This window comes from Lacrimispora sanguinis, assembly GCF_044987295.1.
Classification (GTDB): Bacteria; Bacillota; Clostridia; order Lachnospirales; family Lachnospiraceae; genus Lacrimispora; species Lacrimispora celerecrescens_B.
Genome location: NZ_CP173277.1, coordinates 3,440,969 through 3,456,336, shown reverse-complemented (window position 1 = coordinate 3,456,336; position 15,368 = coordinate 3,440,969). Strand labels below are relative to the sequence as shown.

The window sequence follows — 15,368 nt, the reverse complement described above, 5'->3', positions numbered from 1 at the left end:
AAATGAAAAGTCCCATCACATCACAATGAAACATTGTACATGCGATGAGACTTCCCACATGAGTTCTTATTGGGCGTTTAATTTATCAATTTTCGCCTGTGCATCCGCCATTGCGGTTTCCACATCCTTTTGTCCTGTAAACACTTCCTGCTGCGCGGTATAAATAGCAGTAGAAATTTCCGGCCAGTCTGGTGAGGGCCCTCTGGACTGAGCGCTGGGCATGACCTCCGCAAATACGGAATTTAACGGATCATCGGCGAACATCACCTGAATATCCACATCAGACCTAGGAGAGAAGCGTCCGATTGATTTGCAGATCTCCTGTGACTTTTCCTTGCTGGTAATCCAGGTCAAGAATTTCCAGGATGCATCCACGTTGGCACCTGCACAGATGGCTACGTTTTCTCCACCCAAAACTGAAGCGTACTTGCCATTATCCGCTTTCGGGACCTTTGCCACCCGGTAATCAAGACCAGGAGCATCCTCTTCAAGGCCGGAAAACTGCCATGGACCATTGATCATCATAGCCGCCTGGCCGGAGGCAAACTGCTTCTCCGCATCCGCCTGGGTCCAGTTGACACATTCTCTGCTGATATATCCTTTATCGATCAGTTTGTATAAAAAGGACATAGATTCCTTAGAGCCTTCCGAGGTCAGATCAGTTACACTTCCTCCAGAAGATAAAAGCCAGGGCATGTACTGGAAGGTTCCTTCCTCGCTCCCGATAGCAGAAATCGCCAATCCTTTGACTGTATCTGTTGTAAGCTTTTCACAAGCATCTTCCAGCTCCGACCATGTGGTGGGCACCTTTACGCCTGCTGCGTCAAGCATCTCTCTGTTATAAAAGAGTCCCAGACAGTTGTTTCCCCATGGAAGCCCGTACAGCTTTCCTTCGTAATAGCAGGAGTTGATGGACCCCTCCATAAAGTTCGCCTCCGGCCATGAATTATAAAGATCCGTAATATCTTCAAAAACACCCATGGACGCATAGGAATTATGGTCCGGATTATCCACCATTCCACAGTCTGGCAATTCTCCCGATACTACGCCGATGGTATACTGTTTCATAAGCTCTTTCCTCGGCAGATACTCCGCCGTTACGTAAATTTCATTCTGGGAATTGTTGAACTCCTCCACCGCCTGCTTTACGAATTTGCCCTCTTTGTCCTCTGACATATAATGCCAGAAGGTGATCTCCTGTCTGCCCTCCGCAGATACCGGACCAGTAGTGGTCCCTTCCGTACTTTCAGATGATGCACTGCTTGTCGCTGCTGCTGCGGTGGATTCCGCAGGAACCGTCGTATCTGTTTTGCTTCCACAAGCAGTGAGCGCTCCCACAGCCAGTGACAGTGCCATAAGTGTTGCAAACTTTCTTTTCATTGATTACCCCTCCTGTCTTCTTTCTGACTTTAGTATAACTTCCATAAAATGTAAAAAAAATACCAATATTTTAAGAAAAGTGTACAAAATCAAAATAACACCGGCCAACAGGACTTATTCTCCTGCAGACCGGCGTTCCTCTTTGCGGCTGTCTATGGCAAACTGTTTTGCGGAAACTCCAGTGTATTCCTTAAAAACCTTTGAGAAATATTTTTGATCTGGATATCCAACACTGCATGCTATCTCATAAATTTTCATATCCGTATTCAGAATCAGTTCCTTCGCTTTTTCGATCCGGATTTTCTTTAAATAATTGGAAAAGGTCATGCCGGTTTCTTTACCAAACAAATTGCTGATGTACTCCGGCGTTAATCGGAATTTGTCTGAAAAAACATCCAGCCCAAGACGCATCCCATAGCTTTCCTCCATCATAGCGACCATTTCACTCACCATCATGGAATACTGACCCATTTCGGAATGGCCGGGCGGAGTCTCATCTTTTTTAAACGTTAATTTATGAAGCAGCTCCTTCACATCCGATATCATAACCGGTTTTAATAGATATTCCTTTACGCCCAGGTGCATACCTCGTCTTGCATACTCAAAATCAGCATAACCGCTAAGAATCACGAATGAACAAACCGCACCCATTTTTTTTGCATTATCAATCATTTCCAGACCGTCCATTTTAGGCATACGGATATCTGTTATCACGATATCGCAATCCAGATCCTGAATCATTTTTAGGCCTTCGAAACCATTTTCCGCTTCCCCAATTACTTTGCACCCCATGTCTACTTTATTGATCAGATTGCTGAGTCCCCGCCTGATCCGAAATTCGTCTTCCACGATAATGATTGTCTTCATCTTCCCCCTCCGTTTCCTTTCTACCCATAAATCCTACCTTCCTGCTTATCCGGTATGATCAATATAAACTCCGTTCCTTTTCCAGGCTTGCTATTTACAACGATATCCGCCTCATCCTGATAATAAATCCGGAGTCTATGTAAACAATTGCTAATCCCGATGCTTTTGCTGTTTAAAGCTCCCTTTTCTGATATTTCCTTTTGTATTTCTGCGAGAGTTTCCTCTGTCATGCCGCAGCCATTGTCTCTTATGCTGATCTCCAGCTTTCCATCCAAACGGACGAATGCTTTTACATGAATCATGCCTCCTTCCTTCACATCTTCAAAAGCATGCAGGATAATATTTTCTATAATCGGCTGTAAAAGCATTTTATAAATAGGAAACTGCATTGCCTCATCCGTAATATCATATTGACAGTCAAAGGAATTCTGAAAACGGTCCCTTTGAAGAAAGATGTATTTCTCCAGCCAGCTGATTTCCGCCCCCAGCACAACCTTCATATCGATATTGGACACACTGTACCTCAAAAGGCTCCCCAAGGTTCCAAGCATATTGCTGATTTCCTCCTCGTCGTGTTCAATGGCTCTCCAATTGATGGAATCCAGTATATTGTATAAAAAATGAGGATTTATCTGTGCCTCTAAAGCTTTGATTTCCGCATGTTTCTGACTGATGGCAGCGATTTTGATTTCTTCATTTCTCTGCCTTAAAGTTTCTACCAAGGAATTCACACGGGCTGTCATGGTGTTAAATTGGCGAACTATTACATATAATTCGTCTTCTTCATTCAGATCCGTTATAATCTGATCCGCATCTGTGCCTTTAAAATCATGGATGTTCTGCGCAATTTTCTGAATCGCTCCGATATATTTTTTTGATATGAAATACAGTATTACAAAAAAAAGACAGGTAATGGTTATCATTAATATGAAAACAATTTTGATAAAATGGTAGATTTCACTTTGATAGACTGCAGCATCTATGATGTTGACAATCGTCCATTCTGTACCTCCGATTTTTCTTCGGTTCTCTGAAATCCCCTTTCTTCCGCCAAACTCCTCTTTAAGATAATTCTGATACCCTTCATTAACATTGGCCGGACCACCCCCAGCCAGTACCTTATCGTTATTATCTACAATTACTGTGGTAACGCCACTGTTATCCATCTTTCCTGCTTGTTTTACTCTGTTGTCATCAAACAAGAGAACATCATCTTCCAGGGCCATAACCAGAACTCCGCTTTGCTCTTTTGTTCTTAAGTTCTTAACCGGATATCCCATGAGAATGACGTAATCATCCTTTCGAGTAGAATTGCTTAAGTTCACCGTGGCTATGAATGTCAGCTTCTGGCTCTTCTCAATTTCATCATGAATGTCCCTTCTCTGCTCCGGCTCCGACCAGATATATTCGTTCATGCTGCCGTACCATTTGGAGTATGTTACATATCTGCCGCTGTCCGCTAAAAAGGTAATGCTTCTGATTCCATCGTATGTATAAACACAGCTTCGAAGCAATGCCTCCATATGTGCAGCATCTACCAGCAGAGAATTCTCATCCCCTGTATTAATATTTCTCGACAATTCTATATAATCTTTTTTTGTAATCAGTTCATACAATACATTTTCATATGCACTCATCCTCTCCTGAACAACGGTTTCATGCTGACGGGCATTTTGTTCAACCAAACCATATGCCTCCTTTAAAAAACTACGGTAATAAATGGCACTGGCAGATAAGGTGATAATAATAAGAGGAAGCACTGCTATCAGCAGGTATACAACCACAACCTTTCTTTGTATACTTGATTTTTTCCCAAGGAAACGTTCCATATGACTTTTCATGTTTATCCGTACCTTCCATTTTTATTGTAATGACCATATTCATTTATAAGAATCCCGGTCCGAGTAAAGCCGTCCATTGTCATAATTTTTATAAATATATTATCATGCAAAATTTACAATATCCACTCTTATTTAATATCGATCCGATCCGTTGGGTTTACTTATTATTTTCGTTTGATGGAATCCGGGTATCCATCTTCTATATTTTATAAAAAATGAGGGTATCTCTTAAGTCATTTCATGACTCTTGGATACCCTCTAGATATTGTTCTCTTTAACTTGGATTTCTTTTTATCAGGTAATAATTGACAAGAAGCTTGGAATCATCTCACCCTCATAGTAGAATAATCCTTTTCCTAATTCTCCGGCATCCCAGCGGCGCTGCGGATGATCCGGATAGGCTGTGTAGCCGCCTGAATATACTAGGCCAGCAGCTCAATTAACAGCAATGCTCTGCCTACTGATTGCACATGGGAGGGTTTACCGTTTTGCTGTAATCTTTCTAAAAATTCCAATGAATCACCTCGCTTCTGAAAACAGAATATTTTTTGTTCACTTTGCTTGTTTTAATCCACATTCTCATTCTTGCATTGTTTGATATGTACATATTAACACATAATAAAAATAGAAATCAATATTATTATTCCCATATGGAGAAAATTCGTTCCCGAATGGAGAACAAAGTCAAACATTTAGTTCCTGGAGAAGAAGACAGAAATGCCCCTTTCTGTGTTTGGCACAAAAAGGGGCATCTAAATTAATATTGAATGCTTATCATACAATGTCCTTCTATTTTATCTAACCGGAAGGAAATATATTGTCCGTCTCTTACGAAAGGAACGGCTGCTTCTTCCGGAACCAATGTTACGGCTGCCGGATTCTTATTCCCTGTATATATTTTAAATTCCACGCCATACAGGGGAATTACATCTTCTACCGTAAAGATATCCTCTGATCGCTTTTCTGTAATGTAATGAAGGATATGTAGAATATCCCGTTTCTCCTGTTCCTGATGATTTAAGGCTGTTGTCATCGTAGAGGGTCCGTTATGGCTCACTAATTTATGTTCCAGGCATAGCGCAACCGCATCCTTTAGCATTAGCTTGCACCATTTGGCGGCATTTTTCCGGTACAGTTTAAATATGGGGTGTGCAAAATAAATAACATTTCCATTTCGGATCACTTCCGGATAACCAACTTTCCCGGAAGAAGGTGCATGCTGGTGAGAGCAGAAGGTTTTTCCGGAACGGTCAAAATAAGGTTCTATTTTATCCATTAAAACCTCCCCGTCGTTTGCCTCCACGTTATGCCCTCTTAAGTACATGACGTACTCTTCTTTATATAAATCTTTTCCAATGATCTGATTCGGCATCACAAACTCCCTGTAATACGGAGATTCTTCTTTCCATGTAATACCGTATATATTATTTTTGCTGTGCTTGTTAAGGCAGGAATCATAAGAACCGATTACTTTCCCCCCATTGGCAATATAGTTCTTCATCACTTTTTCCAGCTCTTCATTGTAATAAATACAATCCGGTAAAATAATTAACTGATAGGAATCCATTGGCGTTTTACTGTCAATCACATCAAACTGAAAAGAAAGCTCCTGAAGCATTCGAACTGCTCCAATTAAAGAAGGGGAGATTCCCAGGTTATATTCTCCCTCAGGATAGAATTCTTCCGGTGTAAGGACTGCTATCTCCGCTACCGGCTTCGCCCTCCTGCAGTAAGGTTCTTTTTCCCTGACGCTCTTATATATCTTTCCAATCAGGTCATAAGCTCCTTCCGATAACCGGCCTCTTGGATGAAGCTGGTCTCCGATGGAACAGCCAGCCCCCATAGCCAGCATATTAAAACATTCAAACTCAAGAGCCGCCTGATTCTTAAGGGAATGGAAATCCCCCCAGTAAGTATGGAACTTTCCGGTCATCCCTATCATATCCATACCAAGAGTTCGCGCATATCTGCTGGTTGCCGGAAAATGGTCATAGCCCCATCCTCCGCTTGGCAAGGATTCCAATTCCAGATGGCTGTACTCCTTAAAATTATCCTTAGAGGCCGGCCCCACATGGGAACTGTTATAGAAAACAGAGGCCTCAGGAACTCTCTCTTTAATTTCTGCTGTGATTTCTGTTTTAAATTCCTCTAACATTTGCAGAGAATACTTTAATCTTACCTCTTTCTTCCTGCTGTCCAGATGCAGATCCTCCATTTTCTTTTTACAATGGTCACAGCAGCAATCTACCTGAAATAAAATATCCATAAAGAATCCGTCAATGTTCTCTACTCCCACCACATCCATAATGTCATGGAGATGCTCTTTAAAGAATTTACGATAACCGCTGTTTAAACAAATTGTATGATAAAAATGAGGCTCTTCCACATTCTGGGTATTGATATAATTTCCCTGCTCATCAACGGAAAGCCATTCCGGATGTTCCCTCATGATTCGGCCATCCCATTGTACCGTGGTATAAATCGGCACTTTGATTCCCCTGTCATGGCAGGCCTTTATCTGATCGATTAACAGGTTATGATTGGCAAGGCCGGGATGGATGAGGTCTGTATGTTTTCTTGATGGATAATACAGCCATCCATGATGGCATCTTGCAAAGCAGGTAATGGAATCCACGTTGGCCTTTTCAAGTCTTTCGGCAAATTCCTCCCCATTAAAATCGGCTCCAACCTCTGGTATATATTCACTGGTGTGAAAATCCAGATGAACCTGTCTGAATCTTAAATCGCTCATTGCTTATCCTCCTGATCCAAATATTTATTTATTCTTTTACAGCCCCTGCTGCCAGTCCGCCCTCAACTTTTTCCTGGAATAACAGGTAGAGAATCAGGGGCAGCGCTACCGTAATGACGATAGCCGCCATTAATGGGCCGTAATCACTACCTCTTTCCCCGTTAAAATTCAGAAGCCCCAGGGAAATAGGCTTCAATTTTTTATCGTTGATAAACAACAGCGGGAATAAAATATTGTTCCAGGCCGATAAGAAATTAAAAATTGAAATAGTCGATAATGCAGGAATACAAAGCGGGAGTATCACCAGCCTGTATACCTGGAAATACGTTGCACCGTCGATTACTGCCGCTTCCTCCAGAGAACGGTTGACGCCTTTCATAAAATTAGTCATCACAAGAATACTAAAAGGAAGACTAAACGATACATAGATTAAAATCAGTGCCAGTATATTGTTTTTTAAGTTCAGGGCACCAATAATATAGGCAACAGGGACCAATACCGTATGCATGGGAACCATCATTCCTACGGTAAAGAATAAAAGCAGAAACTTATTCCCCTTAAAATCAAACCTGGATAAAACATATGCCGCCATGGATGCCATGATTGCCAATATTATGACAGTAGCACCGGCCTGTATGATACTGTTGATGAAATACCGGCTCATATTGGCTTCTTTCCAGGCTACGATATAATTGACAAACTGCGGTACCTTGGGCAGCGCAAATGGGTCTGAAAAGATTTCAAGCTTTGTTTTCACAGAGGATAATAAGGTAAAAACCATGGGCATGGCAAATACCACTGTCATTACCAGCAGATAGAAGTACATGATGACTTTGCCAAGCCTGCTCTTTGATTCTGTTTTTTTCATAGCTTTCCTCCCTTAATCGTGTTTGCGGGACATGATAAAATTACTTCCTAATGTTCCTGCCAGGCAGGCAATCAGAATAATAATGCCTATAGCGCTTCCAAGTCCATAATGGCTGTATTTAAATGCCTCATTGTACATTAATGTTGTAGGAAGATTCGTCAGACCGTTTGGCCCTCCGCCGGTCATGGCAAAGACCAGGTCAAAAACTTTTACAGAGCCGATAATATCCATTAAAATGCACATGGAAATTGTAGATCTTAACATAGGAACCGTAATCTCAAAGAACTTATGAACAGCAGTCGCTCCGTCAATAGAGGCTGCCTCATATAGCTCATCAGAAATAGTCGTAAGTCCTGCAAGGAGAATAACCATATAGTAGCCGATGCCGGCCCATATATTAACAAATACTATGGTATTCATTGCGGTTGCAGGATCCACCAGCCAGGGAACTACCCGGTCGGCCAGACCGATGTTCTTTAACAACGCATTGAGAGAACCGGTTGGCATGAACACAAAGTACCACATCAAACCAACGGAAGTTAACGGAAAAACCGTAGGTACAAAAAAGAGAGCTTTAAATGCCCGGTATCCTTTGCACTTGGTATTAATTGCAACCGCCGTTAATAAAGCAATGGGCGTATGGAATAATACGCTGAAGAATACCATTTTCACCATATTTTTAATGGAAAGTAAAAAGTCCGCATTATGAAACGCATCGATATAATTTTTAAGTCCAACAAATTTAAGAGCCGCACCCGAGATACCATTCCACTCAACCAGTGAAAAGTAAAACGCCAGAATTAAAGGTACAATTTGAAATAAAAGATATACGATCAATGCCGGTAGTAAAAACAGTGCTATGTACATTTTCACTTTCCTGTTTTTTAATGTTATCAATGAAATTCCTCCTTATAATGAAAAGGAATTTCATAATTCAATATCAAATATAGTTAGAAGTATCTACATATATTTAGAAATGAATTATGAAATTCCAGATCATCTATTTTGCATGATCAATCTCAGCCTGGATTACTGCTGCCGCATCCTGGGCAGAAGCCCCTGTAAATAAGCTTACAATTGAATTTCTTGTTCTATCCTGCATGGAAGTCAAAGGATCAAAGTCGAATACGTCAACGCCGATTCCTTCAGACGTTCCTCCAATCTCTACGTTCTGCATAAATAAGTCGGTGCATTTTGACTTATCCAAATCCAGATCGGTTCTTGGAATTAAGAAAGCCGCTTCTTCTGCAAATCTTTTAGCTGCCTCTTTACCGGTTAACATTTTTAATAATTCAATCGTCAAGTCTAATTCTTTTCCTTCTAATTTACCGCTTACCATGTAAGGACTCAGGATCTGCATATCCTGATTTTTAAATTCAGGCTTTTCTTCAAAATAGGGAAACTTTGCAACCTTAACATTATCTGACACAGGAGTGGCGGATTTATCTGTAAATGTACTGATGTTCCAAGGTCCGGTAATCACCATTGCAGCTTCCCCCTGCTGAAATTGGGTTAAAGCAATATTATCTGTGATACCTGCTGCACTTGGATCAAAGGCTCCTGCATCGATTAAGTCTTTTTCAAACTGTAATGTCTGGACAACACCCTCATCCGTCCACTTCATCTCTCTGTTTCCCAATAATTTAGCTGCTTCTGTTCCCATCCATTTATAGAAGATCTGGTCATGTAAATGACCCGCCATATAAGTGGACTGGGCTCCCATTGCGATTGGGATAATACCGTTTTCTTTTAACTTCGCAATCGCATCTAACAGTTGTTCCCAAGTCTCCGGGAATTTTTCAATTCCTGCTTTCTTAAAAAGCATTTCATTATAATAAACGCCAATCAGACCAGATTCCATCGGAATTGCATAGGTACCTTCATGCCCCGGCACCTGATAATAGGAAAGGGAACCTTCCGTAAATCCACCGCTCCATTCTTTATCTGCATCAAGATATGGCTGAAGATTTAATAATAAGCCGTTATCGATATAGTCGGAAAGATTTGCAACACCCTGGATTCGGAAGATGTTAGCCATGGTTCCGGAAGCAATATCAGTCGTCAGGATATTATTAAATGCCGATTCATCACCCTGGGAGTCATCAATGATGGTTACTTCTGGGTGTTTACTTTTAAATTCATTAATGATATCGTTATAAATACCTACCTGAGTTGAAGTTCCTGCCATTCTTGTTAAAAGTCTGATCGTAACCTTTTCATCACTTAACTCCTTGCCCGCGCTGTCTGTTTTCGACCCGCAGGCTGTTAACATTGATAAACTCAGTACGCCTGCTAATGTCAGAGCCATTACTTTTTTTATTTTCATAAATTGTTTCCTCCCTTTTTTATTTCAGATTTTCGTCCCTCTTTACAATCCCATTATAGAAAAATATCACCATACAATGAATGGTCATTTTATAGTTTTTATGTATATTTTACATACCGCTTTATAAAATCAATGGTTTAATGGGCCAAGTTCACAATTTCAATATGGACACAGCCAATAAAATGTACTAATATTACTGTTATATTTAAGTCTTCCATGAAATCAAAACACGCTTTGCATACAGAAGGGAAACCATATGAAGGCTAAAAAAATAACTTCTATTAATTCGAGATTTTTCCGCTCTATGTTTCAGACGCTGCTGTTATTCCTTATAATATTATTGATCAGTACTTCTGTCGTATTTTATAAACATACTCTGGCATTAGAGACTAATTCTGCCATTCGGCAGTTGGATTACATTTCCAACCAGCTGGATTATTATCTCGCATCTGTTAATAATTATTCCAAAACCATTATAACGGATAAGAGCGTACAGGCCATTGTATCTAAATTTAACAACAATAACAAGGAGTTTAATGCCATCGACCAGATGAATATAAAAACTGAGATCAATCATATCATCCAGTCAACTCCCTTTATTCATTCTGTCAGCATCTACTCACCGGAACATGCGCTGATTGCAACCACCGAAATTTATCCCTATCCTTTAAATCTTCGGAATACTTCTGCTTCAGACCGGAAAATCTGGATACCGGAGATAAAATACTCCAATAAGGAGCGTGACACGGAGATACATGTCCTGTCCCTCATGCTGCCGTTTTACAGCAGCTCCACAGGTACCATGCTTGGATACGTGGAAATCGCCATTCCTGAAAGCACTATTTCAGATATCTATAAGGATAATGCAAGTAACTTCAGCAGGCTTTTTATTGTAGACTCAGATGGCAATGTACAAAGCTCAGATGGCTCCATACCATTAATGAGACGCTATGAGGATGTAAAGAAGCTAAACTACATCAACAGGAGCAATTACAAACTGACTAAGAACACGATTGTTTTTTCGGAACATTTTCCTGAACTGAACTGGTATCTCGTCAACGAAATCAATCTGCTCTATTTTTTACAGCCAACCTTTACCACCTTGGGAATATCCATTATTATGGCCCTGCTCTGCATTATTGCCTGTCTTAATGTCTCCCGTAAAGTATCCCGTACAATCACCTCTCCGATCTACCAGTTGATCTCCCATACCCAGAGGGTAAAGGAAGGAGAATGGATTCCAGTCAATGAATCCTATAACGATAGTGATATCGGTCTTCTGTTCGAGGAATTCAACAGCATGATTATTGCTCAGAAAAAGTTAAAGAATGATTTACTGAATTCAGAGAAAATGAAGAATAAAGTAGCCCTGGACCTGCTTCAGCAGCAGGTAAACCCGCACTTTTTATATAATACACTGGACAACATCTGTTCTCTTGCAGAAATAGATGAAAAGGAGACTCTCATTGACCTTGTCATGAATCTTTCTGCATTTTACCGTCAGGGTCTAAGCAACGGTCACACCCACATTACGGTTAAGGAGGAACTGGCGGTTACCGAAGCCTATTTAAGAATTATGAAAGTAAGATACTATAACCGGTTTGACTTTCATATCACCTGTGATTCCAGTATATCAGGTTACCCCTGCCTCAAGCTCCTATTGCAGCCCATCGTGGAAAACAGTATCTATCACGGAATCAAAGAGCTGAATGGAAAAGGGCAATTAGATATTCTCGTAACGGAAACCCCTGATTCCATTTTATTCACCATCCGGGATAACGGAATCGGAATCCGGGAAGAGGATTATGAAAGCATATGGGCTACAGGTAATACTCATTTTGGTATCAAAAATATTCACCAGAGAATCCAACTTTATTACGGAAGTGAATATGGGCTTACCATTGCCAATCACCCTCAGGGCGGCTGTATCTCTACCATAACCATTGGAAAAAAGGAGGTGTCCACTGATGCCACTAAATATTATAATTGCTGATGACGAGTACTTTATCAGGCAACGAATTATTAAAATCATTCCGCAGGAAGAATTGGACATTCATTTTATTGGGGAAGCCGAAAACGGTATAGAAGTTCTTGAGTTATTAAGACAGCATCCGGTTGACCTTATCCTGCTGGATATTAAAATGCCCCGTATGAATGGAATTGAAGTGGCGGAATCTGTATACAGGAATTACCCTTCCACCAAAATCATTCTATTATCTGGTTATAATGATTTTGAATATGCACGTTCCGCGATGCGGTTCGGAGTTATGGATTATCTGTTAAAGCCTGTAGACGCTTCTACCTTAACCGCTGTTTTAAAGGATACCAAAGAAAAAATAGAATTGTTAAAAAAACAGCAGAAACAAATTCAAAAGTATTATCACTTTGAAAAATGCACGTTTCTTTCCAATGTATTAAATGGTTGTCAAAGCATTGAACAGTTAACTGCCAGATATCCTGAGGTATCAGCTTATGATTACACCCTTTATTTAGGTGCTTTTATCTATGAAGAAAATGAAGATTTTATATCAGAGCTGGCAGCTAAGATCCGCCGTCATGGACTAGACTGTGAATATTTTAAGGAGCTGGATTATGCCTATACCATACAGTTTTTCCTTCACAAGAAAGAGGAACGGCAGAAGTTAAAAGAAGTTTTGGATAATGATATACCAAAATGCAGCTCCTACACATTTTTAGCTCTGGGAGACTGTATCCCTTTAACAGAATCCTGGCTGCCTGATTATAAAAAAAATCTTTACGCCCTTAACCACCGGTATTTTAATCCAGAATCAAAGCTTATCCTGACTGAGGAACTTACCTGGGAAAATAGATCCGCTGATTTATCAAAGGTAAGGCAAACGATTCTATATTATTTAAACAGCAAGGATCCAAAGGGGCTGGAAGCTTATATCAAAGACCTGTTTCAGCCGGTAGAAGAAGCGCACGATGTGAAATACCTATACTTAATCGTAACGGAATTTTTTACCACTTATCATATCCATTATGGCGGCCAGGTAGAATTCAGCCACAATCCCGCTGAATCTGCCTCCCAGATCATTGATGAAGAATATCGGCTGAGCCAGGTTAAAAGTACCATTCTTGCATATGGGCGGTTATGCATGACTGAAAGTGAAACCATCCCTTCCGACCTCTCCTTAAGCAAAAAAATCATTGCATATATTGATAAACATTATTCCGATCCAGAATTAACCGTAAACCGGCTCGCAAACGTATTTCAATTAAATCCCTCCTATATGGGCAGTGTCTTTAAAAAAGTAAATAATGAATCCTTGCTTCAGTATATTACCATGATACGTATGGAGGCTTCAAAGAGATTATTGGAATCCAATCAATATAAGATATCGGACATTGCGGAGCTGGTGGGATATACAGATGCTTTTTATTACAGTAAACGTTTTAAAAAAATGTTTGGTTATTCTCCGAAGGATCATTTGCATCGTAAAAAATAAAATAATATAAAAACAAAATCCTGGACTAAGCGAAACCATAAACTTTTGGTTTTTGCTTAGTCCAATTATCTTTCTGCCTCCGGGACAGATCCCTCGCAGCCGTGCATGCACCGTAAAATAGACAGCGCAAGTTCAGCAAATGTTCAGCGCAAGTTCAGCAAATAATCAGCTTCCAAACATTGGTAATTCAAATAAGCGATTTATGATGTAGACAGAAAAAAGAAAGGAGGGAAAAATCCATACCTGTTGCCACGTCAAACGTATAAGAAAGAAAGGGTGTTAATAATGAAAAAAATCTCTGTTGTCGCTTCTACCGTAATGGCCGTAGGCTTATTAGCAGCATCGGGAGTTACCGCATTTGCTGCAAACACAAATACAACGGGCACATTGAAAACAAACGTTTCTGCTGTAACAACCAGCTTAGAAAAAACCAAATTATCATCTGAAGAAATGGAATCACATATGAAGGAAAAATTAGCGCAATTCCTTGCTGACGGCAAAATCACACAGGAGCAGTATGATCAGGCTATCAGTGATATTGCCGAGGGCAAAATGCCTGAAGTGCTCGGCAAAGGCCGGGGCCGAGGCGGTGAAACGGACTGCACTGAATGGACCGAAGAGCAAAAAGCGGAAATGCAAACAAAGATGAAGGAACGATTCGAACAACTCCTTGCTGACGGCAAAATCACACAGGAGCAGTATGACCAGGCCATGAGTGATATTGCCGAGGGCAAAGCACCTGAAATGCCCGGAAGAGACAAAGATGAGTCCGGCGAAAAGAACAGGCCTGAAATGACTGAGGAACAAAAGTCTGAGATGCTATCAAAGATGAAGGAAAAAATAGCACAGCTACTTGCTGATGGTAAAATCACACAAGAGCAGTATGACCAGGCTTTGAATGATATTACCGAGGGCAAGATTCCCGAGATTTCCGGTATGGGCCGAGGCGGATTCCATGGCAATAAAACAGAAAGCACTACGGATATTTAGCCGGATTCAAATTCAAACAGGGCACAATAAAATTGTGCTCTGTTTTTTCATGTACACCAAATGATTTCTTATAGTATGTGATCGCTATGGCTGGAAACAAAAAGTTCAGATAAAGTTCAGACAGGCGACAAGTGAATTTCAGACTAACACTATAACATATTACTCATCAGTAGTAAGGAGGTGAGAACATGAATGAAAAAGGAAGACATGAACATAAATTGAACATCAATTATTCTGACTATATGCAGTTATCCTCTAAGCTAAGGCATATTGCTGATTTTGACGAAAATGCCTTGGATGATGGTTCCTACATAATCAGGAGCCTGTATTTCGACAATTACGCTGATAAAGCAGTCATCGAAAAATTGTCCGGAGCCAGCAGGCGGGAAAAATTCAGAATCCGGTTTTATAACAATGATCCTTCATTTATCAGGCTTGAAAAAAAGAGCAAAGCAAACAGATTATGTTATAAAAAAAACGCACCAATAACCTTAGCGCAATGTGAAGGTATTCTGGATGGAAATTTGGGATTATTGAAAGAAAGTGGTCAGGCATTGATGATGGAACTATACACAAAAATGCACTATCAGAACTTGCGGCCTCGAACAATTGTGGACTATAAAAGAGAAACATATGTCTATCCTGCTGGTAATGTCCGTATTACATTTGACAGTAACATCCGGACTTCAAACAATGTAGGCGGCTTATTTAACCCGGAACTTGTTACAATTCCGGCAGCAAACGCCATAGTGCTTGAAATAAAATATGATGGTTTTATTCCTGAAATCATTCGCCAGCTGGTTCGGGTAGACAGCAGGAACGAGACTGAATTTTCCAAATACGTAGTATCAAGACTTATATAAATAAAAAGGAG

11 protein-coding genes are annotated in these 15,368 nt (G+C 40.4%); 4 read left to right on the top strand and 7 right to left on the bottom strand.

The annotated features are described in order from the left end of the window. Positions 1–66: 66 nt before the first annotated feature. From ACHZES_RS16035 to ACHZES_RS16005, 7 genes are all read right to left on the bottom strand, one after another. Positions 67–1,380, bottom strand: coding sequence for an ABC transporter substrate-binding protein (locus tag ACHZES_RS16035; protein ID WP_395547129.1), 1,314 nt, complete (start codon positions 1,378–1,380; stop codon positions 67–69). A 114-nt stretch (positions 1,381–1,494) separates the two neighbouring features. Next, positions 1,495–2,247 (bottom strand): response regulator, encoded by a 753-nt coding sequence (locus ACHZES_RS16030; RefSeq protein ID WP_038280269.1) that lies wholly within the window; start codon positions 2,245–2,247, stop codon positions 1,495–1,497. A 20-nt stretch (positions 2,248–2,267) separates the two neighbouring features. After that, complete coding sequence (locus tag ACHZES_RS16025; protein WP_038280266.1) at positions 2,268–4,088, bottom strand: sensor histidine kinase; 1,821 nt, start codon at positions 4,086–4,088, stop codon at positions 2,268–2,270. Positions 4,089–4,845: 757 nt separating this feature from the next. Next, positions 4,846–6,840 (bottom strand): alpha-amylase family protein, encoded by a 1,995-nt coding sequence (locus ACHZES_RS16020; protein ID WP_395547130.1) that lies wholly within the window; start codon positions 6,838–6,840, stop codon positions 4,846–4,848. A 28-nt stretch (positions 6,841–6,868) separates the two neighbouring features. Continuing rightward, entirely contained in the window at positions 6,869–7,708 is an 840-nt protein-coding gene (locus ACHZES_RS16015; protein WP_154525039.1) for a carbohydrate ABC transporter permease, read from the bottom strand. Positions 7,709–7,720: 12 nt separating this feature from the next. After that, positions 7,721–8,605 (bottom strand): carbohydrate ABC transporter permease, encoded by an 885-nt coding sequence (locus ACHZES_RS16010; protein WP_154525041.1) that lies wholly within the window; start codon positions 8,603–8,605, stop codon positions 7,721–7,723. A gap of 103 nt (positions 8,606–8,708) precedes the next feature. Continuing rightward, positions 8,709–10,034, bottom strand: a complete 1,326-nt coding sequence (locus ACHZES_RS16005; protein WP_038280256.1) for an ABC transporter substrate-binding protein — start codon at positions 10,032–10,034, stop codon at positions 8,709–8,711. A gap of 304 nt (positions 10,035–10,338) precedes the next feature. Between ACHZES_RS16005 and ACHZES_RS16000 the strand changes: the two genes are divergently transcribed. From ACHZES_RS16000 to ACHZES_RS15985, 4 genes are all read left to right on the top strand, one after another. Then, on the top strand, positions 10,339–12,027 hold the full coding sequence (locus tag ACHZES_RS16000; protein ID WP_404820246.1) for a sensor histidine kinase: 1,689 nt from the start codon (positions 10,339–10,341) through the stop codon (positions 12,025–12,027). After that, on the top strand, positions 12,002–13,504 hold the full coding sequence (locus ACHZES_RS15995; RefSeq protein ID WP_395547134.1) for a response regulator: 1,503 nt from the start codon (positions 12,002–12,004) through the stop codon (positions 13,502–13,504). The genes ACHZES_RS16000 and ACHZES_RS15995 overlap by 26 nt, the downstream gene beginning before the upstream one ends. A 285-nt stretch (positions 13,505–13,789) precedes the next feature. Then, positions 13,790–14,494 (top strand): SHOCT domain-containing protein, encoded by a 705-nt coding sequence (locus ACHZES_RS15990; protein ID WP_038280254.1) that lies wholly within the window; start codon positions 13,790–13,792, stop codon positions 14,492–14,494. A 188-nt stretch (positions 14,495–14,682) separates the two neighbouring features. Continuing rightward, complete coding sequence (locus tag ACHZES_RS15985) at positions 14,683–15,357, top strand: polyphosphate polymerase domain-containing protein (RefSeq protein ID WP_395547135.1); 675 nt, start codon at positions 14,683–14,685, stop codon at positions 15,355–15,357. Positions 15,358–15,368 lie beyond the last annotated feature (11 nt).